At 72.0% G+C, this 20,957-nt stretch carries 23 protein-coding genes; 21 read left to right on the top strand and 2 right to left on the bottom strand.

What is annotated here, in order from left to right:
* Positions 1-15 precede the first annotated feature (15 nt).
* The 5 genes from ACQP1K_RS15990 to ACQP1K_RS15970 all read left to right on the top strand — a co-directional run bounded on the left by ACQP1K_RS15990 (position 16) and on the right by ACQP1K_RS15970 (position 5,413).
* Positions 16-1,848 carry a branched-chain amino acid ABC transporter ATP-binding protein/permease gene (locus ACQP1K_RS15990; RefSeq protein WP_433496499.1) on the top strand — a complete coding sequence of 611 codons (1,833 nt, stop codon included), beginning with the start codon at positions 16-18 and terminating at the stop codon, positions 1,846-1,848.
* Positions 1,835-2,572 carry an ABC transporter ATP-binding protein gene (locus tag ACQP1K_RS15985; RefSeq protein ID WP_433496498.1) on the top strand — a complete coding sequence of 246 codons (738 nt, stop codon included), beginning with the start codon at positions 1,835-1,837 and terminating at the stop codon, positions 2,570-2,572. The genes ACQP1K_RS15990 and ACQP1K_RS15985 overlap by 14 nt, the downstream gene beginning before the upstream one ends.
* A gap of 38 nt (positions 2,573-2,610) precedes the next feature.
* Positions 2,611-3,321 (top strand): cysteine hydrolase family protein, encoded by a 711-nt coding sequence (locus ACQP1K_RS15980; RefSeq protein WP_433496497.1) that lies wholly within the window; start codon positions 2,611-2,613, stop codon positions 3,319-3,321.
* On the top strand, positions 3,311-4,363 hold the full coding sequence (locus ACQP1K_RS15975) for a nitrilase-related carbon-nitrogen hydrolase (protein WP_433496496.1): 1,053 nt from the start codon (positions 3,311-3,313) through the stop codon (positions 4,361-4,363). Before ACQP1K_RS15980 ends, ACQP1K_RS15975 begins: the two co-directional genes overlap by 11 nt.
* A gap of 108 nt (positions 4,364-4,471) precedes the next feature.
* Positions 4,472-5,413 carry a carbon-nitrogen hydrolase family protein gene (locus ACQP1K_RS15970; protein ID WP_433496495.1) on the top strand — a complete coding sequence of 314 codons (942 nt, stop codon included), beginning with the start codon at positions 4,472-4,474 and terminating at the stop codon, positions 5,411-5,413.
* Here ACQP1K_RS15970 and ACQP1K_RS15965 read toward each other — a convergent pair.
* Positions 5,410-6,126: a FadR/GntR family transcriptional regulator gene (locus ACQP1K_RS15965; RefSeq protein ID WP_433496494.1), complete on the bottom strand. Its 717-nt coding sequence runs from the start codon at positions 6,124-6,126 to the stop codon at positions 5,410-5,412. The genes ACQP1K_RS15970 and ACQP1K_RS15965 overlap by 4 nt on opposite strands.
* Before the next feature lie 138 nt (positions 6,127-6,264).
* On the opposite strand from ACQP1K_RS15965, the gene ACQP1K_RS15960 reads away from it, so the two are divergent.
* The 15 genes from ACQP1K_RS15960 (at position 6,265) to ACQP1K_RS15890 (ending at position 18,921) form a co-directional block, all read left to right on the top strand.
* Positions 6,265-6,720 carry a DUF3598 family protein gene (locus tag ACQP1K_RS15960; protein WP_433496493.1) on the top strand — a complete coding sequence of 152 codons (456 nt, stop codon included), beginning with the start codon at positions 6,265-6,267 and terminating at the stop codon, positions 6,718-6,720.
* Positions 6,717-7,772 carry a zinc-binding dehydrogenase gene (locus ACQP1K_RS15955; RefSeq protein WP_433496492.1) on the top strand — a complete coding sequence of 352 codons (1,056 nt, stop codon included), beginning with the start codon at positions 6,717-6,719 and terminating at the stop codon, positions 7,770-7,772. Before ACQP1K_RS15960 ends, ACQP1K_RS15955 begins: the two co-directional genes overlap by 4 nt.
* A 118-nt stretch (positions 7,773-7,890) precedes the next feature.
* Positions 7,891-8,412: a MaoC family dehydratase gene (locus ACQP1K_RS15950; RefSeq protein ID WP_433496491.1), complete on the top strand. Its 522-nt coding sequence runs from the start codon at positions 7,891-7,893 to the stop codon at positions 8,410-8,412.
* Positions 8,412-9,446: an LLM class flavin-dependent oxidoreductase gene (locus ACQP1K_RS15945; RefSeq protein WP_433496490.1), complete on the top strand. Its 1,035-nt coding sequence runs from the start codon at positions 8,412-8,414 to the stop codon at positions 9,444-9,446. The genes ACQP1K_RS15950 and ACQP1K_RS15945 overlap by 1 nt, the downstream gene beginning before the upstream one ends.
* Positions 9,443-10,660 (top strand): CaiB/BaiF CoA transferase family protein, encoded by a 1,218-nt coding sequence (locus ACQP1K_RS15940; RefSeq protein ID WP_433496489.1) that lies wholly within the window; start codon positions 9,443-9,445, stop codon positions 10,658-10,660. Before ACQP1K_RS15945 ends, ACQP1K_RS15940 begins: the two co-directional genes overlap by 4 nt.
* Positions 10,657-12,063, top strand: coding sequence for an MmgE/PrpD family protein (locus ACQP1K_RS15935; protein WP_433496488.1), 1,407 nt, complete (start codon positions 10,657-10,659; stop codon positions 12,061-12,063). Before ACQP1K_RS15940 ends, ACQP1K_RS15935 begins: the two co-directional genes overlap by 4 nt.
* The gene (locus ACQP1K_RS15930) at positions 12,060-13,223 is read left to right on the top strand and encodes a Rid family hydrolase (protein ID WP_433496487.1); all 1,164 of its coding nucleotides are present in this window, start codon (positions 12,060-12,062) and stop codon (positions 13,221-13,223) included. The genes ACQP1K_RS15935 and ACQP1K_RS15930 overlap by 4 nt, the downstream gene beginning before the upstream one ends.
* Before the next feature lie 73 nt (positions 13,224-13,296).
* The gene (locus tag ACQP1K_RS15925) at positions 13,297-13,797 is read left to right on the top strand and encodes an FAS1-like dehydratase domain-containing protein (RefSeq protein ID WP_433496486.1); all 501 of its coding nucleotides are present in this window, start codon (positions 13,297-13,299) and stop codon (positions 13,795-13,797) included.
* Positions 13,794-14,237: a MaoC/PaaZ C-terminal domain-containing protein gene (locus tag ACQP1K_RS15920; protein ID WP_433496485.1), complete on the top strand. Its 444-nt coding sequence runs from the start codon at positions 13,794-13,796 to the stop codon at positions 14,235-14,237. The genes ACQP1K_RS15925 and ACQP1K_RS15920 overlap by 4 nt, the downstream gene beginning before the upstream one ends.
* Positions 14,234-15,382 (top strand): acetyl-CoA acetyltransferase, encoded by a 1,149-nt coding sequence (locus tag ACQP1K_RS15915; protein WP_433496484.1) that lies wholly within the window; start codon positions 14,234-14,236, stop codon positions 15,380-15,382. The genes ACQP1K_RS15920 and ACQP1K_RS15915 overlap by 4 nt, the downstream gene beginning before the upstream one ends.
* Positions 15,379-15,795 (top strand): Zn-ribbon domain-containing OB-fold protein, encoded by a 417-nt coding sequence (locus ACQP1K_RS15910; protein ID WP_433496483.1) that lies wholly within the window; start codon positions 15,379-15,381, stop codon positions 15,793-15,795. The genes ACQP1K_RS15915 and ACQP1K_RS15910 overlap by 4 nt, the downstream gene beginning before the upstream one ends.
* Positions 15,796-15,798: 3 nt before the next feature.
* The gene (locus tag ACQP1K_RS15905; protein WP_433496482.1) at positions 15,799-16,968 is read left to right on the top strand and encodes an acyl-CoA dehydrogenase family protein; all 1,170 of its coding nucleotides are present in this window, start codon (positions 15,799-15,801) and stop codon (positions 16,966-16,968) included.
* Entirely contained in the window at positions 16,965-17,792 is an 828-nt protein-coding gene (locus tag ACQP1K_RS15900) for an HpcH/HpaI aldolase/citrate lyase family protein (protein WP_433496481.1), read from the top strand. The genes ACQP1K_RS15905 and ACQP1K_RS15900 overlap by 4 nt, the downstream gene beginning before the upstream one ends.
* Entirely contained in the window at positions 17,789-18,244 is a 456-nt protein-coding gene (locus tag ACQP1K_RS15895; protein WP_433496480.1) for a DUF3598 family protein, read from the top strand. Before ACQP1K_RS15900 ends, ACQP1K_RS15895 begins: the two co-directional genes overlap by 4 nt.
* Positions 18,235-18,921 carry a cupin domain-containing protein gene (locus ACQP1K_RS15890; RefSeq protein WP_433496479.1) on the top strand — a complete coding sequence of 229 codons (687 nt, stop codon included), beginning with the start codon at positions 18,235-18,237 and terminating at the stop codon, positions 18,919-18,921. The genes ACQP1K_RS15895 and ACQP1K_RS15890 overlap by 10 nt, the downstream gene beginning before the upstream one ends.
* On the opposite strand, the gene ACQP1K_RS15885 is transcribed toward ACQP1K_RS15890, so the two are convergent.
* Positions 18,883-20,262, bottom strand: coding sequence for an MFS transporter (locus ACQP1K_RS15885; protein WP_433496478.1), 1,380 nt, complete (start codon positions 20,260-20,262; stop codon positions 18,883-18,885). The genes ACQP1K_RS15890 and ACQP1K_RS15885 overlap by 39 nt on opposite strands.
* A 333-nt stretch (positions 20,263-20,595) precedes the next feature.
* Here ACQP1K_RS15885 and ACQP1K_RS15880 point away from each other — a divergent pair, with 333 nt between their 5' ends.
* On the top strand, positions 20,596-20,946 hold the full coding sequence (locus tag ACQP1K_RS15880; RefSeq protein ID WP_433496477.1) for a hypothetical protein: 351 nt from the start codon (positions 20,596-20,598) through the stop codon (positions 20,944-20,946).
* Positions 20,947-20,957: the final 11 nt, after the last annotated feature.

The raw sequence follows: 20,957 nt of genomic DNA, 5'->3' as shown, positions 1-20,957 counted from the left end.
ATGTCGCCGACGGTCATGAGGACCCTGGCCGGACGGCTCGGCGGACCCGTCGTGCTGGTGCTGGTCATAGCCTTGGCCCCGGTCGTCGCCGCCGGCACCGCGGACGCCTACTACTACGTGGGTCTGCTGTCGTTCCTGTGCGTCTCGGTGATGCTCACCCTGTCGCTGAACATCGCCACCGGCTACGGGGGCATGCTGACCCTGATGCAGACGGGCCTGCAGCTGCTGGGCGGCTACTCCGTCGCGCTGTGCATGCTGCATCTCGGCATGCCGTGGCTCGTGGCCATCGGGGTGGCGATGGTCCTGTGCCTGCTGCTGTCGCTGGCGGTCGTGCTGCTCAGCCTGCGCAGCACGCATCTCTACTTCGGCATGCTCACCCTGGTGGCCAACCTCGTTCTCGTCGAGATCGGGGAGGCCTGGGTCTCCGTGACCGGCGGCAACGTCGGCCTGTACGACATCTATCCGACGTTCGGCGGCGAGACGCTGTCACCGCAGGCGTTCTTCTACATCATCGCGGGGTTCGCGGTCGCCGCGTACGTCATCCAGCACAACTACGTCGGCAGCACGTACGGCCGGGCCACGATGGCGATCCGCGAGTCGAACGTGACGGCCAGCAGCATGGGGATCAACCCCACCCTGATCAAGCTCCTGTGCTTCGGCCTGGCCGGAGCCCTGGGCGGCGCCGCGGGCGGGCTGTTCGCACTTCAGCTCGGAGCGATCAACCCTTCCGTGGGTCTTCTCGACAGTGGCCTGATCTTCTTCGTCGGTCTCTTCATCGGGGGCGTGGGCACGCTGGTCGGCCCGGTCCTCGGCACGATCCTCATCTCCGTGGTGGTGTCGCTGAGCCGCTTCTACCCCGGCTACAACAACCTGGTCATGGGGTTGGTGCTCCTGCTCGTCCTGGCGATCATGCCCAAGGGCATCGCGGGAACGTTCAACGACCTCATGGACCGGCGCCGGAGCCGTGCCGGTGAACCACCGTCCACTGCCGAGAAGACCGACGGAGCCGACGAGGCCGACATCCTGGCCGAGGGGGTCGCCGACGCCGAGGTCAAGCCGGGGGTGACCGCGATCGAGGCGATCGACGTCAAGAAGCACTACGGGGGAGTCAAGGCACTGGACGGCGTGAGCGTCCGGATCGAGACCGGCCGGATCCACGGCATCATCGGCCCCAACGGCTCGGGCAAGTCGACGCTCGTCGACTGTCTCACCCGCTTCCAGCGCGTCACGTCGGGCGAGGTGAGGATCTTCGGCTCACCGGCGCCCGTGAAGCCGCACCAGGTGGCCGCGCTGGGAGTCACCCGGGTCTTTCAGATCCCCCGGCTCTTCGGCCGGGTCGGTGTGCTCGACAATGTGCTCACCGGCATGCACGGACGGACGGGCTACGGCCTCGTCGGCGCCCTGCTGCGCAGCCCTCGCTACCTCTCCCAGGACCGCACCCAGCGCACGGAGGCACGCAGACTGCTGCGGTTCGCCGGGCTCGAGCATCTCCACGACCTGAACGCCGAGACGCTGTCCCACGGGCAGAAGCGCCTCCTCGAGGTGGTGCGAGCGGTCGCCACCCGGCCCTCGGTCCTGATCCTCGACGAGCCCGCCACCGGGCTGACCGGCCCGGAACTGGGGGAGCTCGCCCGGCTGTGCCGCCTGTTGCGCGATCACGGCCTCGCCGTGGTGCTGATCGAACACAACATCGAACTTGTGATGAGCATCTGCGACGTGGTGACCGTGCTGGACGGCGGAAAGGTCATCGCGGAGGGAACACCGGAGACGGTGCGCACGTCGGAGGCCGTGCGTACGGCCTATCTCGGCAGCGGCAAGCGGAAGGGAGCCGGCGATGCGGCCGACTGACGACGGTGGAAGGCTGCTGGAGCTGCGGGGGCTCGGCTCCGGATACGGCGCCGTGCAGGCGGTCCGCGACGTGGACGTCGTCGTGCGCGAGAACGAGTTCGTGGTGCTGCTCGGGCCCAACGGCGCGGGCAAGACCTCGATCCTCAGGACCGTCTCCGGACTCATCGCGGCGACCTCGGGTTCGATCGTGTTCGCCGGCCGGGACATCACCCGGACGGCGGCCTGGCGCCGGACCGGCCTGGGCATCGGCCACGTGCCCGAGGGACGGCAGATCTTTCCCCAGCACACGGTGCACGAGAACCTGGTGCTCGGCGCGTACGCGATCCGGAGGAAGAGACGCCGCGCCGACTCGGTCACCGACGAGGTCCTGGATCTGTTCCCCCGCCTGGCGGCGCGTTCCACGCAGCTCGCCGGGACGCTCTCCGGAGGCGAGGCGCAGATGCTGGCCGTGGCCCGCGCGCTGATGAGCCGCCCCAGGCTGCTGCTGCTCGACGAGCCCTCGCTCGGCCTCGCTCCGCTGATGGTGGAGGAACTGTACCGGTACATCAAGCAGCTACATGTGGAGCGCGGGCTCGCGGTGCTGCTGGTCGAACAGGCGGTGGACAACGCCCTCTCACTCGCCGATCGCGGCTATCTCCTCGAGCGTGGCTCCGTGGTGTCGCAGGGCACCGCCGCCGAGCTGCGCGCCGATCCCCACATCACTTCGGTTTACCTCGGCGGCTAGCGAGCGACTCGGCTCGGATTTCCTTGGAGATGAGGTACGTGGACGACATCCGACTGGAACTGCTCGCGGAAATGTGCTCCGATCCCGGATCGGTGGCGGTGGTGGTCATCGACATGCAGCGGGACTTCTGTTCCGGCTCGGGGGCCTTCGCCCGTGCCGGAATCGACGTCAGCGCCAACGAGCGCATCGTGACCCGGGCCGGTGAGTTCGTCGACTTCCTGCGCGCACGGGGAGTCCTGGTCGTCTGGGTCAGACAGCTGTCGTCGGATCGCTACATGTCCCCGGCGATCGAGCGACGGTTGCGCCGCGCCCCGGAACGCCTCGAACTGTGCCGGCAGGGCAGCCCCGGCGCCGAGCTGGCCGACGGTCTGCGGGTGCACGAGGCGGACGTCACCATCGAGAAGTTCCGTTACAGCGCCTTCCTCGGGTCGAGCCTCGACCAGTTGCTGCGCAGCTCCGGAATCCAGACGGTCGTGTTGCTCGGCACCGCCGCCAATGGCTGCGTCGACACGACCGCACGCGATGCCGCCCAGCGCGAGTACGACGTCGTCGTCGCGGGCGACCTGACGGGCCACACCGACGCCCGCCTCGCCGCTGCGGCCCTGGACAACCTCGACCGGCACTTCGCCGTGGTGTGCTCGGCCGACGAGATCGAGCGAGCCGTCGCCGCAGGCCTGGAACCCCGACCAGAACAGTGTGAAACGCGAACAGCGCAGAACCAGAGAGAAGGTCAGACCCATGCAGTCTGAAGCGGCCACCGCCCAGGCACCCGCCTACTATGTCATGGCCCTGCAGCGCCGCACCCTGCCGATCAACGGCATGGGCGTGACGGAGGCCAGGCAGACCATCAAGGACTCGATCGCGCGAATGAAGCAGCAGGTGCTGCTGGCCTCTCGCTGGATGCCGGAGTGCCGTCTCGTCGTGCTGCCCGAGTTCACCCTCACCGGCGCCCCGCTGATGGGGGAGTCGATCGCCCAGTGGACCGAGATGGCGGCGATCGACCCGGACGGCGCCGAGTTCGACGCGATCCGCTCGATCGCCCAGGACGCCGGCGTCTACCTCGCCGGGCACGCCTATGAGAGCGACCCCCACTTCCCGGGCCTGTTCTTCGCGGCGACCTGGCTCATCTCGCCGTCCGGTGAGCGACTGCTGCGCTACCGCCGGCTGCACTCGACGATCACGCCGTCGCCGTACGACGTCTGGGACAAGTACCTCGATGTGTACGGCATCGAGGGCGTCCTCTCCGTCGCGCAGACCGAACTGGGCGGCATCGCGGTCATCCCCTGTCAGGAGATCGTCTTCCCAGAACTGAGCAGGGCGCTGGCGCTGCGCGGTGCGGAGGTCCTGCTGCATCCGACCTCCGAGGTCGGCGGGCCGACGCTGAAGAAGCACGACATCGCGCGCCGGGCGCGTGCCATCGAGAACGGCTTCTACGTCGTCTCCGCCAACTCCGCGGGCTATGCCGAGAGCCTCTTCGGCGACTCGGCCGACGGCGGCTCGGAGATCATCGACTATCTCGGCAACGTGCTCGCCAAGGCCGGGCAGGGGGAGAGCCTCGTCGCGAACTGCGAGATCGACCTGGGCGGGCTCCGGCGCGCACGCAACCGGCCGCATGTCGAGAACCTCTTCTCCCGCACGAACACCGGTCTGTGGAGCGAGGAGTACGGCCGCTACGACCTGGTCCGTCCCAACGGGCTCGCGGGCTCCGACGGCAGCAGCGGGGCCGAGTTCTACGCCGCCCAGCACCGCGAGACCCTCGATCGGCTGCACGAGGCGGGCATCCTCAAGTGACCGGTCGCCGGGGCGTGCGCCGCGCGCCCCGGCGGATCTGCCGGGTGCCGGCGCCCGCCGCCCGATCGGCCCGATCCCCGAGAGAAGCGCTGAAAGGATCCCATCACGATGCGGGTAGCCGCCGTCCATCAATCGCCCGTCCTGCTGGATCGGGCGGCCACGCTCGACAAGGTCGTGGCCGCGATCGCCGAAGCGGGCGCAGCCGATGTCCGGCTTCTGGGCTTTCCGGAGACCTTCGTGCCCGGATACCCCTACTGGCTGGCGATCACGCCCTTCGACGAGCAGGGCGAACTCAACCGCCGCTACGCGGAGGAGTCCGTACGGCTGACGGCGCAGGCTCTCGGGGCCGTCGGCCGCGCGTGCGCCCGGCACCGGGTCAACGTGGTGCTGGGCGTCTCGGAACGGCACGGCGGCACCCTGTACAACACCCAGGTGTTCATCGACGATCAGGGCGAGGTGGCGGGGGTCCATCGCAAACTGCAGCCCACCCTGGTCGAGCGCGCCATCTGGGGTCAGGGCGACGGCTCGACGCTCGGCGTCCACGCGCTCGGTGTGGGGCGGGTCGGCGGACTGATCTGCGGCGAGCACTCCATGAACCTGGCCAGGCAGGCCCTCGTCGAGGAACTTCCCGAGTTCCACGTGGGCGCGTGGCCCGGAGGCGGAGCGGTCAGGTCGCTGGACGACTGGTTCCGCGGGCATATCTGGGCGCTCTCCCGCGTCCATGCCTACACGGCCGGCTGCTTCGTGATCGCCGCGGCGGATCCGATGAGCGAGGCCAATCTGTCGGTGATCGAGGAGGCCTTCGGCCCGCAGCCCAAACTCCAGACCGGCGGCGCCATCTCGCTCATCCTCGACCCGTGGGGAAACGTCCTGGCACGTCACGAGGGGGCCGACGAGCGGCTCGTGATCGCCGAGGCCGATCTCTCCGTGATCACCGAGGCGAAGCTCCAGCACGACTCGTCCGGTCACAGCGCGCGGCCGGAGATTCTGCGTCTCGAGGTCGACACGCGGTCACATGTCCGCCGGCCCGGGCCGGCGGAACTCGGCTAGTCCGTCCGGCGGCGCTCCTTGTCGATCTGCGAGTAGACGGTGCGCAGGTGCTCCAGGTGCTCACGCTGAGCCCGTTCCGCGCCGAGGGAGTCGCCGGCCTCGACGCAGGCCAGGATGTCCCGGTGATCCCGGTCGACCCTGACCCAGAAGCCGTCGGGGGCCTCGTTCCTGGCGAAACCGCTCTCCAGGACGCTGAACACGGGGGCCGTCACCGCGTCGAGCAGCGGATTGTTCGCCGCTTCGAGCAGCCCCTTGTGGAACCGCCGGTTCGCCGTGTAGATGTCCTCGCGCTCGATCTCGCCGGGGTCGAACAGCGCGGCGCGCAGCGCCTCCAACTGTTCGGGCGTGCGGCGTGCGGCGGCCAGCCCGGCGGTCGGCACCTCCAGCAGGACGCGCACCTCCAGGAGGTTGGCGACCGAGCCGGAGTCACGGAACAGCGCCAGGCTGGACAGGAGATAGCTGCTGATGTGCTCCGGCTCGGGACGGGTGACGAAGCTGCCGCCCGCGACCCCGCGCCGGGTGATCAGCAGTCGCTCGCTGGACAGGACGCGCAGGGCCTCGCGCACGGTGCTCCGGCTCACGCCGTACATCGCGCACAGGTCAGGCTCGACGGGCAGACGGTCCCCCGGCTGGAGCTCCCCGGAGAGGATCTGTTCGCGCAGCCGGTCGGCCAGCTCCTGGTACGCGGGCGCCGAAACGCGATCTGTGGACACGGCGACAGCCTAACCCTCATGAGTTCCAACGGTGACCTATGTTCCCTCTAGCGAAACATTGTTTCATTATGACAGTCTTGGAGTTCCCGCCCTCGGAGCGGGACCGGGCAGTCGCCTGCCACAGAAGGAGACGCGCACATGGCAATCCGTGAAGGACTTCCGCTGCTCGCCAAACACGAAGGCGAGTGGGAGGGCGTCTACACGCACGTGGACGCCACCGGAAAGATCATCGACCGGCACGCCTCGCACCTGAGCTGTCTGCTCCCGCCCGAGGACCCCGACCGGTACCTGCAGATCAACCGGTATCGATGGGAGGACGGCAGGTCGGAGGAGTACTCCTTCCCCGGCGTCTACGACGGGCACGGCCGCCTGTACTTCGACACCGAGCGCATCAAGGGCGTCACCTGGGCCCTCGACGAGAACGCGATGTTCCTCACCTGGCGGTTCAAGGCGGCCGACCCCTCGATCGACCAGCGGCTGTTCGAAATGATCGTGCTCAGCGACGACGGCACGCGGCGGAGCCGCACCTGGCAGTGGCTGGAGCACGGCGCCTGCGTGCGGCGCACGCTGATCCAGGAGGAGCGGGTCGGATGAATCCCTCGGAAGCGACGAACATCCCGGATGAGGCCGACCTCCCGCGCGAGAAGAACCTCCCGGGCGAGCAGCGCCGGATCGTGCTGGCCCGGCGCCCGCGCGGCGTGCCGGTCGAGGACGACTTCCGCGCGGAGACCGCCGCCCTCCCGGCGCCGGGACCCGGCGAGGTCCTGGTCCGTACGGTGCATCTCTCCCTCGATCCGTTCGTCCGCGGCATGCTGACCGGGCGCGACCTCGGCCATCCTCCCGTGCACCCCGGCGAGCTCGTGCCCGGCAGGGCCGTCGCCCAGGTGGTGGAGACGGGCGAGTGGGTAGTGGCCGAGACCGGCTGGCAGGAGTACGCGGCGGTCCCCGCCGCCACGCTGCGACCGGCGGTGACGCCGCCCGGTGTGCCGCGCACCGCGGTGCTCGGCGCGCTCGGCATGCCCGGGCTCACCGCCTACGCCGCGATGACCCGGCTGCTGCGTCCCGAGGTGGGCGACACGGTCGTGGTGTCCGCCGCGACCGGCGCCGTCGGCGGCGCGGCCGGGCAGCTCGCCGGGCTGGCCGGCGCGCGTACGGTGGCGATCGCCGGCGGCCCGGACAAGTGCCGGGTCGCGGTCGAGCGCCTCGGCTACGCGGCCGCCGTCGACCGGCACGATCCGGACTGGCTCGACGCCCTCGCCGCCGCCTGCCCGGACGGGGTCGACGGCTACCTGCACATGGCGGGTGGCGCGGTGCTCGAAGGCGTGCTGAGCCGGCTCGCCGCCGGCGCCCGGGTCGTGCTGTGCGGCCTGCCCGACCACGCCAACGAGACGGGGCTGACCGTGCTGCCCGCCGGGGCGGTGATGCGGGCGCGTGCCGTCGTGCACGGCCTCGTCGTGCACGACCATCAGGACCTGCGGCCGCGGTTCGCCGAGCGGGTGGGCCGGCTCGTCGCGGAGGGACGGCTGCGGCTTGTGGAGGACGTGCATCACGGGCTCGACGCGGCGCCCGCCGCCTTCCGCCGTCTCATGTCCGGCCGCAACGTGGGCAAGACCATCGTGCACGTCGCGCCGGATCCGGCGCCGTGAGAGAGTCATTCCATGAATTGGAACGGTGTTATACATAGCGGAACAAAAGCCTTGACCCTCGAATGGTCTGACCTTTAGGCTCGGACTGCGAGACGACAGGTCCGAGTGAGGGAGCGTCATGGGTGTCAAGCCGGGATGGCAAGGCCGGTTCTTCGAGGATTTCGAGATCGGCGACGTCTATCAACACCCGCTCGGCCGGACGGTGTCCGAGGCGGACAACACCTGGTTCACGCTGCTGACGATGAACACGAACCAGATGCACTTCAACGCCGAGTACGCCGCGAAGTCCGAGTTCGGCCGGCCCCTGGTGGTCTCCACGTTCACGGTGGCGATCGCGGTCGGGCAGAGTGTCACCGACCTCACCCAGAACGCGTTCGCCAACCTCGGCTGGGACGACATCAAGATGACCCACCCGGTGTTCGCCGGCGACACGCTCTGGAGCGAGTCGATCGTGCTCGAGAAGCGCGAGTCGGCCAGCCGGCCGCACGCCGGCATCGTCACCGTACGCACCCGCACCCTCAACCAGGACGGCAAAGAGGTCTGCTCGTTCAAGCGGACCTTCTACGTCTACCGCCGGGGCGCCGAGCAGATCGAGGGCGTGTTCCCCGAGGCTGAGCGGCCCCTCGCGCTGGAGAACTGATGCGCATCACCTACGGCCCCTGGGGAGAGACCCTCGAGGAGCTGACCGAGGCGGCCCGCGCGGCCGAGCGGGCGGGCGCCGAGGTCGTCTGGGTTCCCGAGATGCACCGCAGCGCGATCGTGCCGGCGGCCGCCCTCGCCCGATCGACCGAGTCGGCCGCGATCGGCACGGCGATCGCGCTCGCCTTCACCCGCAGCCCCATGGTGACCGCCCTGGAGGCGCTCGACGTCGACGAGATGTCCGGCGGCCGGTTCATCCTCGGGCTGGGCACCGGGGTGCAGCGGCTGAACGAGGACTGGCACAACGTGCGCTGGGGCAAGCCGGTCGGCAGGCTGCGCGAGACCGTCGGCGCGATCCGGCACTTCTGGGCGCGGTGCACGTCGGGCGAGCCGATCCTCCTGGACGGAGAGCACGCGCCGATGCGGATCCGCGGCTACCGGCGCCCGTTCCCGGTCGTCCGCAGCCGCATCCCGATCTATCTGGCCGCGGTGGGCCCGGCGATGACCAGGCTCGCGGCCGAGATCGGCGACGGCTGGATCTCGCACGAGCTGTGCTCCCCGGCCTACCTCGCGGAACGCATCCTGCCCGAGGTGACGGCGGGACTCGCCAGGACCCCCGGGAAGGGACGAGAAGACCTCGACCTGGTGGTGTCGGCGTGCTGCTCCGTCGACGCGGACCCGCGCGTCGCGCGGCGCCGGGCGGCGGGCCTCGTCGGCTTCTACGCCAGCGTGCGCAGCTACACCGACTTCTTCGCCTTCCACGACCTGGCCGACGAGCAGGCCGTCGTGGTCGAGACCTTCCGCTCCGGCCGCGGCGCCGACCACCTCGGCGACGTCGTGCCCGACCGGATGGTCGACGCGGTCACCCTCGCCGGGACCCCCGGCGAGGTGCGGGCGCGGCTGGCCGCCTACGAGGGCCTCGCCGACACCGTCAAGCTGACTCCGCCGACGCACGGCCTTCCGTCGGCCGACACCAGGGCGGCCCAGCAGTCCATCATCCAGCTCATCGCCGAGATCACAGGAGGACAGGCGTGAGACCGCTTGAGGATGTCAGGATCGTCGCCGTCGAGCAGTACGGCGCCGGCCCGTTCGGCAGCGTGCACCTGGCCGACCTCGGGGCCGAGGTGATCAAGATCGAGGATCCGCGCGCCGGCGGCGACGTCGGGCGATACGTGCCGCCGTACACCGAGGGCGAGGATTCGCTGTTCTTCGAGACCTTCAACCGCAACAAGCGCAGCCTCTCCCTCGACCTCGGCAGCGACGAGGGACGCTCGGTCTTCGAGGACCTCGTCCGGGTCAGCGACGTGGTCTACAGCAACCTGCGCGGCGACGTGCCCGCCAAGATGCGCATCACCTACGACGACCTGAAGCATCTCAACCCCGCCGTCGTGTGCTGCTCGCTCACCGGATTCGGCATGTCCGGCCCGAGGCGGAACGAGCCGGGGTACGACTACATCCTGCAGGGCCTCGCCGGATGGATGGACATCACCGGGGAGCCCGGCGGGCCGCCCACCAAGTCCGGGCTGTCCCTGGTCGACTACTCGGGCGGCCTGGTGGCGGCGATCTCGCTGCTCGCCGGGCTGCACGCGGCCCGCAGGGACGGCGTGGGCATGGACTGCGACGTCAGCCTCTACGACACCGCGATCGGCCTGCTGACCTACCCCGCCGTCTGGCACCTCAACGAGGGGTTCACCCCCGAGCGCACCCGGCACTCCGCCCATCCGTCGCTGGTGCCGTTCCAGGTGTTCGAGGCGAAGGACGGCTGGCTCGTCGTCGGATGCGCCAAGGAGAAGTTCTGGCGGCGGCTCGCCGAGGTCGTGGGCCACCCGGAATGGGCGGACGACGAGCGGTTCGCCACGTTCGCCGACCGCGGCCGCAACAAGGATGTCCTGCTGCCGATGCTGGAGGAGGTGTTCCGGCGGCGTACGGTCGCGGAGTGGCTGGAGCCGCTCTACGCGGCGTCGATCCCGTGCGGTCCGATCAACGACGTCGCCGCCGCGCTGACCGAGGAGCACACGGCCGCGCGCGACCTGGTCGTGGAGACCGAGCACCCGCACTGGGGCACGGTGCGCCAGGTGGCCTCCCCCGTCCGGGTCGGCGCCCGGCGCCCCGACTACCGGCGGGCGCCCCGGCGCAACGAGGACTTCGGCCACGTCGTGCGCGAACTCCTGGGTTACGACGACGCGAAGGTGACGGCGCTGACCGAGGCGGGCGCGTTCGGACGATCCGCCGGAGAGGGCACGGCATGACGGCGGCGCGCGTCCTGGCCGAGTGGGCGCTGGGCCCGGGGCCGGCCGACGCGCCGCGGGACGTGCGGGAGGCGGCCTGCCGGCACCTGCTCGACGGTCTCGGCACGGCCGTCGCGGCCGGCCGGACCTCGATCGCCGCCCCCGCCGTCACGGTGGCGCGGGGTCTCGGCGGCCCGGCCGAGGCCACGGTTCTCGGCACCGGCGAGCGCGGGTCGGCGGTCGCCGCGGCGCTCGCCGCCGGCACCCTGGTGCACGCGCTCGACTTCGACGACACCCATGCGGGCGGGCTCGTCCACGCCACGGCGGTGGTGCTGCCGGCCGCCCTCGCGGTCGGCGAGCAGGTCGGCGCGTCCGGCGCCGAGGTGCTCGCCGCGGTGATCGCGGGCTACGAGACGGTGTGCCGGATCGCGGCCGCCGCCCCCCACGGCTTCCACGCCCGCGGGCTGCACGCGACCATGAGCTGCGGGGTGATGTCGGCCGCGATCGTGACCGCGCGGCTGCTGCGGCTCGGCCCCGGGCAGGCCGTCGACGCGCTGGGCATCGCGGGCAGCCAGGCGGGCGGCCTGCTGGAGTTCCTGGCCACCGGCGCGTCGACCAAGCAACTCCATCCCGGCCTCGCCTCGGCGTCGGGGATCCTCGCCGCCCGGCTGGCGGCGGCGGGGGCGAGCGGACCTGACAGCGTCCTCGAAGGACCGCAGGGCCTGTACGCCGCGCTGGCCGGCCGGGCCGTGGCCGCCGAGGCGGTCACCGCCGGGCTGGGGGAGACGTGGGAGACCACCCGCATCACCGTCAAGCCCTATCCGGCCTGCCAGCTCATGCACGTGACCCTCGACGCGACCGCCGAGGCGCTGCGCCGGCATGACGTGCGGGCCGCCGAGGTGATCGAGGTGATCGCCGACGTGCACCCCGACAGCGCGGGCATCGTGTGCGAGCCGGCGGAGCGCAAGACGCGCCCGCGCACGCCGTACGACGCGAAGTTCTCCCTGCCGTGGACGGTCGCGGCGCTGCTCCACGACGGCGAGGTGACGCTCGCGACGTACTCGCCGGAGTCGCTGCGCCGTCCGGAGGTGGCCGATCTCGCGGCCCGCGTCAGAACGGTCGTCACCCCGGCGGAGGGGGTCGCCGCCGACGCGCCGGGACGAGTACGCCTGCGGCTCGCCGACCGGCAGGTGATCGAGGGGCGGGTGCCGCGCAGCGTCGGCGGGCCCGACCGCCCGCTCCGCGACCGCGATCTGGACGCGAAGTTCACCGCCAACGCGGCGGACGCCTCCGCACCGGAGGACGGGGAGACGGCGGCGGAGCTGGCCCGCAGGGTGCGCGGCCTCGCCGCCGAACCAGACCTTTCCACCATCGTCGTACTCGCCGACCGGCTGGCCCGGCCGGCACCGGAGGAACACAAATGACTCTGCAAGCCATCCGTCCCGGCCACTTCCCGTGGTTCCGCTACGAGGGTTACTCCTTCTCGCTGGGCCTGACCCACGGCCGGGACGCCTGGCTGTCCGGCCACTCCGCCAGCGAGCACGACCCCGAGTCCGGGCGCATCGTCGTGCGCGGCGGCATGACCGACCAGGCGCGTACGGCGTATGCGAAGATCGCCACGATCCTCGAGGCCGCCGGGCTGTCCTTCGCCGACGTCACCCGCGTCGTGGAGAACGTCACGGTCCCGGGACTGGACGCGTATCCGGAGGCGGCCGCCGTACGCGCGGAGATCTTCGGCGAGCACCGGCCGGCGGTCAGCACGGTGATCGTCGAGCGGCTGCTGCGCCCGGCGGCGTTCATCGAGGTGGAGGTGCACGCGAGCCCGGGCGGCCCGGTGGCGTCGGCCGCCGGCGTGGCCGAGGCCCCCGACGGCGCGGTCTTCCTGCCCACGCTGCTGCCGATCGACGAGCGCGGCGACGTGGTCGGCGAGGGCGACTTCGTCGGCCAGTACGCCTACTGCCTGGACAAGGCCGACCGGCTGCTGCGCGAGGTCGGGCTGTCCCTGGACGCCGCCGTCACGACCTACGACTACTCGACGCCGGCCACCCGCGACGTCTACCGCCGCACGCACGGGGTGCGCAAGGAGCGGCTGGGCGGAGCCGGTGTCTACCCCGGCGCCGGCGGCATCCTGATGAGCCGGCTGCACCATCCGGGCGTGCTGGTCGCGCTCGAGGTCACCGCCTCCCGGCATCCGCTCGAGGCGGTCAACCCCGGCTGGAGCCGCTACGACACCCTCACCTACACCCCCGGCGTCAAGGCCGGCGGCATGCTGTGGATGAGCGGCTTCGCCGCCCTGGACATGGAGACGCAGCGGGTGCTGCACCCGGGTGACGTGGTGGCGCAGGCCGAGGTGACCTACGATGCGATCCTGCGGGTGCTCGAGGCCGCCGGGGTCGGGCCCGAGCAGCTCCTGTCGACGATCGAGTTCGTCTGCCCCGACGGGCTGGGCGCCTACCGTGGCGTCGCCGACGTGCGCAAGCGCTTGCTCCGCGATCCGTGGCCGGCCTCCACCGGCGCGATCTGCGCGGGGCTGCTCCGGCCGGAGTTCCTCCTCGAGGTCTTCCCCGCGGCGGTGCTCCCATGAGCGAGCGTAGCGAGCGAATCAGCGAACACAGCGCCTGGCGCATGCCGCTCCGAGCCGAAGGCGAGGAGGAGGCATGAGCCTGCTGACCGAGGAGATCCGCGCGCTCGTCGGCCGCGAGGTGTCCTACACCGCGCCGGAGGAACTCGGCCGGGCCGCCATCCGCTACTACGCCCGCGCCGTCGGCGACGACAACCCGCTCTACACCGACGAGGCGTACGCGAGGCGGCACGGCTACGACGGGATCATCGCCCCGCCCACCCTGATCTGCGAGACGAACCAGTACGCCGACCTGCCGCCGGACGCCGACGGCTACGCCGGGCACGACTGGCACATCGACATCCCCGGCACCCGGAAGGTGCGCGGCGGCAACACCTACACCTTCCACCGGCCCGTACGGCCCGGCGACGTCGTCACCGCCACCTGGCGGGTGACCGGCGTGACCGAGCGGCGCACCTCCGGCGGGCAGGAGATGCTCATCGTCTCCTCGGTCGCCGACTACACCGACCAGCAGGGCAGGCCGCTCGTCACGAACGAGGAGACCATCATCTACGTCGCACTGGAGGGGGAGCGGTGACCGAGCACACAGCGGCCGGGCCGACGCCGGCCGTCGGCGCCGAGGTGCCTGTGCTGGAGCGGACGATCGGCCTGCGAGACATGATCGCCTACGCCGGCGCCACCTGGGACTGGCACCGGCTGCACTACGATCCCGAATACCTGGAGGCGCGCCGGCTGCCCGCACCGGTGGTCGACGGGCAGGTCTTCGGCGCGCTGCTCGTCGAGCAGCTCCAGGACTGGCTCGGCCCCCGCGCCGTCGTGCGCCGCCTGCACTTCAGGTTCAAGAACCTCGTCTTCGCCGGCGACACCGTCCGCTGCACCGGAAGGGTCACCGCCGTCGACGGCGACGCCATCACGGTGGAGCAGCGGATCGTGATCGTCGACGGGGACGAGCCGGAACGGGCCGCGGTGGAGCCGGCCGGCGCCGAAGTCGCGCTGCGCGCACCGGAGGAGAGATGAGCACATCGGTGGCGATCGCCGGGGCGGCCGAGAGCGATCTCGGCGTCACCGGCAGATCGATTCTCGGCCTGCAGGCCCAGGCCGTCGGCAGGGCGCTCGAGGACGCCGGGCTGACCCTCGCGGACGTGGACGGCCTGGCGACGACCGGGGTCTCCCGTTTCTCCGCGACGCAGGTCGCCGACTATCTCGGGCTGCGCCCGGCCTGGACGGACTCGACCTTCGCCGGTGGCTCGGCGTTCGAGATGTACGTCGCACGCGCCGTCCAGGCCATCGAGGCCGGGCAGTGCTCGACCGTGGTCATCTCGTACGGCTCCAACCAGCGCTCGGCCCGGTCCCGCTCGCTGGGCGGCGTGGTCGAGTCGCACACCCCGGAGGCGCAGTTCGAGACGCCCTACGGACCCCTCTATCCGATCTCCTACTACGCCATGGCCGCCCAGCGGTACCTGCACCGCTACGGCGGGACGCGCGAGCAGCTCGCCGAGGTCGCCGTGGCGGCACGCGAGTGGGCGCTGCTCAACCCGGCGGCGTTCCGCCACGGGGCGGGCCCGCTGAGCGTGGCCGACGTGCTCGGCGCCCCCATGGTGTCGACGCCGCTGACCACGGCCGACTGCTGCCTGGTGACCGACGGGGGCGGGGCGGTCGTGCTCACCTCGCTCGACCGGGCCCGCGACCTGCGCAGGCCGCCGGTGCGGGTGCTCGGGTACGGCGAGTGCACGACCAACACCTCGATGACCGCGGTCGACGACCTGACCGTGACGGGCGCCGTCGAGTCGGGCCGCGCCGCCTTCGCCCGCGCCGGGCTGACCCCCGCCGACGTGGACGTCGCCGAGGTGTACGACTCCTTCACCATCACCGTCGTGCTCACGCTGGAGGCGCTCGGGTTCTGCGGCCGGGGCGAGGCGCTCGACTGGATCGCCGGCGGCCGCATCCGGCCGGGCGGCGGCTTCCCGCTCGACACCTCCGGCGGCGGCCTGTCCTACTGCCATCCCGGGCAGTACGGCGTGCTGCTGCTGGTCGAGGCCGTACGGCAGCTGCGCGGCGAGTGCGGAGCCCGGCAGGTGCCGGGGGCGGAGATCGCGCTCGCGCACGGCACCGGCGGCATCCTGTCCACGCACGCGACCGTCCTGCTGGGGGTGGACCGGTGAGCACCGAGAAACAGCAGAGCCACCAGGTGCCCGAGCCCGACGAGGTGACCGGGCCGTGGTGGGAGGCCACCCGGCGGCGTGTCCTGCTCGTCCAGTGCTGCGCGGCCTGCGGGCACGCGCAGCACCCGCCGCGCGCGCTGTGCACGGCGTGCGGATCCTCGCGCGACCTCGACTGGTCGCAGACGCCGGGCGAGGGGGTGGTGGACGCCTGCACGGTCGTCGAGCGGGCGATGCCGGGGTTCCGGCCGCCCTACGTCGTGGCGCGCGTACGCCTCCCGGAGGGCGTGCTGCTGCTCAGCAACGTGGTCACCGAGCATCCGTACGATGTGGGCGCCGGCGACGCGCTCCGGCTCGATTGGCGGCCGTTGCCCGACGGGCGTGCCCTGCCGGTTTTCACACCCTCCGAGAGGTGATCTGTGGACTTCGAACTGAACGACGACCAACGTGAGTTCCGCGCGCTGCTGCGCGAATTCGTCGACAAGGAGATCGTGCCGGTCGCACGGGACTGGGAGCACTCCGGCCGGTACCCGGCCGAGATCGTGGACGGCCTCAAGGCGATGGGCCTGTTCGGCATCACGGTGCCGGAGGAGTACGGCGGTCTCGACCTCGACCCGGTGTCGTTCGCGCTCGTCTTCGAGGAGATCTCGCGCGGCTGGATGGGCGTGGCCGGCATCCTCGGCAGCCACTCCCTGACCTGCCGGATGATCGCGATGCACGGCACCGAGGACCAGAAGCGGCGTTATCTGCCGGGGCTGGCCAGCGGCGAGCGGCGCACCGGGATCGGCCTGACCGAGCCCGACGCGGGCACCGACCTGCAGGGCATCCGCACCGTCGCCCGCCGCGACGGGGATCACTACGTGGTGAACGGCACGAAGACCTGGATCACCAACGCGCGGCACGCCGATCCGCTGCCGGTGCTGGTGAAGACCGATCCGGACGCGACGCCGGCGCACCGGGGGATGAGCGTCCTGCTCGTCGACGCGGACACCCCCGGTCACACGGTCACCAAGGACATCCCGAAGCTGGGCTACAAGGGCACCGAGTCGTGCGAGGTGGTGCTCGACGGGGCCCGGGTCCCCGCCGCCAACCTGCTGGGCGACGTCGAGGGCCGGGGCATGCAGCAGGTGCTGTCCGCGCTGGAGTGGGGGCGGGTCAACATCGCCGCCCGCTCCGTGGGCATCGCCCAGCGCGCCTACGACGAGGCGCTGGCCTACGCCGGGCAGCGCAGGGCGTTCGGCCGGGCCATCGCGGACTTCCAGGCCGTCCAGCTCCAGCTCGCCTCGCTGGCCACGACGCTGCAGGCGGCCCGCCTCATGGCCTACTGGGCGGCCGACCGGGTCAGGCGCGGCCGGGCAGACGCGCAGACGGGCATGGCCAAGATCTTCTGCTCGGAGGTGGCGCTGCAGGCGGCCATCGACGCGCTGAAGGTGCACGGCGGGTACGGATACTCCACCGAATACGAGGTGGAGCGGCTCTATCGCGACGCGGTGCTCATGAGCATCGGCGAGGGCACCAACGACGTGCTGCGCACCGTCGTGGCCAAGGCCCTGACCCGGGGTGACGTGAAGGTGGGGTGGGGCGGGTGACCGCACGCTCCTATCTCTACGTCCCCGGCGACGCTCCGGACAAGCTCGGCAAGGCGCTCGGCCGGGGGGCCGACGCCCTCATCGTCGACATCGAGGACGCGGTCCCGCCCGCCGGGAAGGACGCGGCGCGGGCCGCCGTACGCGCCTGGCTGGACGCGGTGGAGCCGGGACCGGTGGAGATCTGGGTCCGGGTCAACTCCGGCGAGCGGCGCGAGACCGACATCCGGGCCGTCGCGGCGTCGCCGCGGCTGACGGGGCTGGTGCTCGCGAAGGTCGAGACGGCCGGCGAGCTCGACGTGGTCGACGCGCTGCTGACGGAGATCGGCGCCGGCCGGCTGCCCGTCGTCCCGCTGCTGGAGTCGGCGGCGGCCGTCCTGCGGGCTCCGCTGATCGCGGCGGCCCCCCGGGTGGCCCGGCTGCAGGTAGGCGAGGCCGACCTGCGCGCCGACACCGGCATCACCCCCGGCGGCGACGAGCGGGAGCTGCTCTGGGTCCGCTCCCAGGTGGTGCTCGCCTCGGCGGCCGCGGGCATCGACCCCCCGGTCGCCCCGGTCTCCACCGACTTCCGCGACCTCGACGCGCTGCGGGCCTCGACGCTCGGCCTGGCCCGGCTCGGCTACGTCGGCCGCGCGTGCATCCACCCGGCGCAGATCGCGGTGGTCAACGAGGTCTTCACGCCCGCGGACGACGAGGTCGCCCGGGCCCGGGACCTGGTGACCCGGTTCGAGGCGGCGGGGACGGGTGTGCTTCTCGACTCCGACGGGCGCATGGTCGACGAGGCGGTCGTGCGCCAGGCGCGGCGGATCCTCGGGCGGGCTGGATGAGCGGGGACGGCCTGCGGGAGCGGCTGTCGTCGGTCACCGGTGTGTGGGAGGGGACCTACACCCATCTCTCCCCGGCCGGGGCCGTCCTGGACAGGCACCGCTCCCGGCAGGAGACCCGGCTCGACGGCGACCGCTGGTATGAGCGGGTCGTCTACCTGCGCGACGGCGCGGCGCCCGAGGTGCTCGACTTCCGGGCCCGGTTCGACGGCGACGACCTCGTCTTCGACTCGGCCGGCTTCGACGGGGGCGCCCGGCTCGTCGACGGGCGCCTCCTGGTGTTCCCCTACCGGTGGGCGGCGGAACCGGGCGTCGAGGTGGTGGAGATCATCGCCTTCGCCGACGACGACTACAAGGCCAGGCTCTGGCAGCGGCTGCGCGACGGACGGCTGGACCGGGTCACGATCATCGAGGAGCACCGGGTGCACGGAGAGGAGCCCGAGACATGGCACTGACGGATCCTGATCCGGGCGCCGCCCGCGTCATCGACCTTACCGCCCCCGACCTGGCGTGGACCCCCGTGTCCATGCCGGGGGCGGCCGGCCCCGTCCATCTGGTCCGGCTGCACGCCGACCCCGTGACCCGCGCCTCGGTGTCGCTGGTCCGCTTCCCTCCGGGCTGGAGCAGGCCGGGGACCGGGCACTACGCCTGCGCCGAGGAGATCGTCGTGCTCGACGGCGGCATCCGCGTCAGCGGCACGGACTTCGAGGCGGGGACGTACGCCTATCTGCCGCCGCGGGCGACGAGGGCGGCCACCCTGGCCGGCGACCGCGGCTGCCTGGCCCTCGCCTGGTTCTCCGGGCCGCCCGCCTGGGGGGAGGGGCCGGCCGCCGATCCCCCCGATCACGAGCCGGTGCACGGCCCGGTGCGCGGGCCGGCCGGCCCGCGCCGGGAACGGCGGGCGACCGTCCCGGGGGAGGCCGCCGTGCTTCCCGCCGCCTCCCCGGCCCGGCCCGTCGCGGAGCGCGGTGGCGGCCTCGCCGAGCCCGCCGACCTGCTCTTTCCCGACGCGCGCCGGTGGGCGTACGTCCCGGCGGGGGAACCTTTCCCCGGCCTGCCCGGCCCCGTCCTGGTCAGGCGCTGGCCCGTCCACTCAGATCTCGGTCCCGCCGAGGCGGCGCCGCAGCAGTAGCACCCCGGGGAGCACCGCCACCCCGGCGGCGAGCAGGCCGGCCCGCGGCCCGAAGTCGACGAGCCGCGCCTGCTCGGCCAGGGTGGAGAGCGAGCCGAGCACCGCGATTCCCAGCACCGCTCCCGTCTGCCGCACCAGTGACAGCGCGGCCAGCGCCGATGCGGCCCTGGCCGCGTCCACGTTGCCGAGCACCGCCAGGGTGTCGCCGTTGAAGAGGATCCCGGCGGCGAAGCCGGACAGCACGAGCGGCACCACGATCAGGGCGGTCGGACCGAGTGCGACGCAGGCGACCAGTATGTAGACCACGGCGAGGACGGCGATGGCGCCGGCCATCACCCGGGCCAGCCCGTTCCGGTGGGCCAGCCGCGCGGTGAGCCGGCCGCCCAGCGGCATGCCGATCGCACCGGCCAGGACGATCAGCCCGGCCTGGCCGGGGCCGAACCCCCGCACCTCCTGGAAGAGCAGCGACACCAGGAACGAGCCGCCGGTGATGGTCCCGTTGTAGAGCAGGCTGCTCACCATGATCGCCGCGTACGCGGGATCGCGCAGCATCGTCAGGTCGACCGCCGGCTGGGCGGCCCGCCGCTCGACGATCACGATCAGGGCGAACAGCGGAACGCACGCGGCCAGACCGGCGAGCGCCAACTTCGGGCTGCCGTCCGGTCTGCCCAGCTCGATGATGGACCAGCAGAGCACGGCGAGACCGGCTCCGGTGACGAGTGCGCCCGCGATGTCGAACCGCCCGCTCGCCTGTCGCGCTCCTTCGGCCAGCCGGGTGGTGCCGATCATCCCGAGCGCCGCGAGGGGCAGATGGACGAGGAAGACCACCCGCCAGCCGAACGTGCCGATGAGCCACCCGCCGACGGTGGGCCCGGTGATCAGGCCCATGGACGACACGGTGATCCAGGTGCCGAACGCCCGGCCGCGGTTCTCCCGGCTGACGTTGCCCTCCAGCAGGGCGGCCGAGTTCGGCAGCATGAGCGCGATGCCCGCTCCCTCCACGGCGCGGGCGGCCAGCAGCAGGGGCAGCGTCGGCGCTGCGGCGGCCATGGCGGTGGCCAGGCCGAAAAGCGCCAGCCCGAGCCGGACCGCCCGCCGGGTGCCGAACCTGTCGCCGAACGCGCCGGAGAAGGGCAGCACGGCGGCGGCGGCGAGGGACATCGCCGCCGCCACCCACTGCAGGCCGGAGACGGAGGCCGACAGGGACGCCCCGATGGCGGGGAGTGCGACGACGACCGCGGTGTTGTCGAACATCACGAGGCCGAGCCCGACCCCGCAGGTCGCCGCCACAAGGGCCGGGTGGGGCCTGCGAGCGGTCCCGTCCGGGACGCCGGTGCTCACGCGCTCGCGATCAGCGTCGCGTCGAGCGCGTGGGAGGCCCGGCCGCTGTGCGTCCGCCTCACCGCGCCGCCAATGCCGTCGGCCTGACCTCGTAGCCGGTCAGCGGTCCTGCGGGCGTTCCAGGCCGCCGGTCTCCCGCCGATCGCTCCTCCGGAACGATCTGCTCTTCATCCACCGAATCGGCCTCCTCGACGTGTGCCTGTCCCTGGGACGGGATCGCACGCACCCGGACGGGCGGTCACCGGTCTCGGGCTTCCCAAGCTATTGGAACGGCGTTACTGTGTGCGGAACAGGTCCACTGTAGCCGCCGCACTCCGAAGGGGGCCAGCCCCGATGATCTACCTCGTCTACCGCATGAAGCTCAGCTCACGAGCACGTCGTGACATGCGCGCCTTCTGGGAGTGGCTGGAAGACCGCGAAAGCTGGTTCTACCGGGACCTGCCGATGGTCCGTGAGGTGCGCTGGTACTACAGCGTCGTCGGCGACGTGTACGTCATCGAGAACTGGGCCGCCTTCGACGACGAGGCGGCGTGGGGCGAGTACCGTACGGCCCTCGCAGGCCTCAAGGCGGACGGCGGCTGGGAGGACCGGCGAGTCAGCCAGGACGACTGGTGGGAGTTCCTCGATACGCGAATCGTCACCGATCCGCCGGTGCGGGCCGGGTTCCGGCGTCCGGGTAGGTGATCGGACTCAGC

The sequence above is a fragment of the Sphaerimonospora sp. CA-214678 genome (assembly GCF_050942215.1).
In the GTDB taxonomy this organism is placed as follows: Bacteria; Actinomycetota; Actinomycetes; order Streptosporangiales; family Streptosporangiaceae; genus Sphaerimonospora.
Note: the sequence above shows the minus strand (reverse complement) of the source record. Positions and strands in the feature narration are given on the sequence as shown.

Excerpts from the sequence above, each read along its gene's own strand:
- ACQP1K_RS15990 (WP_433496499.1), top strand. The coding sequence starts at position 16 with ATGAGGACCCTGGCCGGACGGCTCGGCGGACCCGTCGTGCTGGTGCTG.
- ACQP1K_RS15985 (WP_433496498.1), top strand. The coding sequence starts at position 1,835 with ATGCGGCCGACTGACGACGGTGGAAGGCTGCTGGAGCTGCGGGGGCTC.
- ACQP1K_RS15975 (WP_433496496.1), top strand. The coding sequence starts at position 3,311 with ATGCAGTCTGAAGCGGCCACCGCCCAGGCACCCGCCTACTATGTCATG.
- ACQP1K_RS15970 (WP_433496495.1), top strand. The coding sequence starts at position 4,472 with ATGCGGGTAGCCGCCGTCCATCAATCGCCCGTCCTGCTGGATCGGGCG.
- ACQP1K_RS15960 (WP_433496493.1), top strand. The coding sequence starts at position 6,265 with ATGGCAATCCGTGAAGGACTTCCGCTGCTCGCCAAACACGAAGGCGAG.
- ACQP1K_RS15955 (WP_433496492.1), top strand. The coding sequence starts at position 6,717 with ATGAATCCCTCGGAAGCGACGAACATCCCGGATGAGGCCGACCTCCCG.
- ACQP1K_RS15950 (WP_433496491.1), top strand. The coding sequence starts at position 7,891 with ATGGGTGTCAAGCCGGGATGGCAAGGCCGGTTCTTCGAGGATTTCGAG.
- ACQP1K_RS15945 (WP_433496490.1), top strand. The coding sequence starts at position 8,412 with ATGCGCATCACCTACGGCCCCTGGGGAGAGACCCTCGAGGAGCTGACC.
- ACQP1K_RS15935 (WP_433496488.1), top strand. The coding sequence starts at position 10,657 with ATGACGGCGGCGCGCGTCCTGGCCGAGTGGGCGCTGGGCCCGGGGCCG.
- ACQP1K_RS15930 (WP_433496487.1), top strand. The coding sequence starts at position 12,060 with ATGACTCTGCAAGCCATCCGTCCCGGCCACTTCCCGTGGTTCCGCTAC.
- ACQP1K_RS15925 (WP_433496486.1), top strand. The coding sequence starts at position 13,297 with ATGAGCCTGCTGACCGAGGAGATCCGCGCGCTCGTCGGCCGCGAGGTG.
- ACQP1K_RS15915 (WP_433496484.1), top strand. The coding sequence starts at position 14,234 with ATGAGCACATCGGTGGCGATCGCCGGGGCGGCCGAGAGCGATCTCGGC.
- ACQP1K_RS15895 (WP_433496480.1), top strand. The coding sequence starts at position 17,789 with ATGAGCGGGGACGGCCTGCGGGAGCGGCTGTCGTCGGTCACCGGTGTG.
- ACQP1K_RS15890 (WP_433496479.1), top strand. The coding sequence starts at position 18,235 with ATGGCACTGACGGATCCTGATCCGGGCGCCGCCCGCGTCATCGACCTT.
- ACQP1K_RS15880 (WP_433496477.1), top strand. The coding sequence starts at position 20,596 with ATGATCTACCTCGTCTACCGCATGAAGCTCAGCTCACGAGCACGTCGT.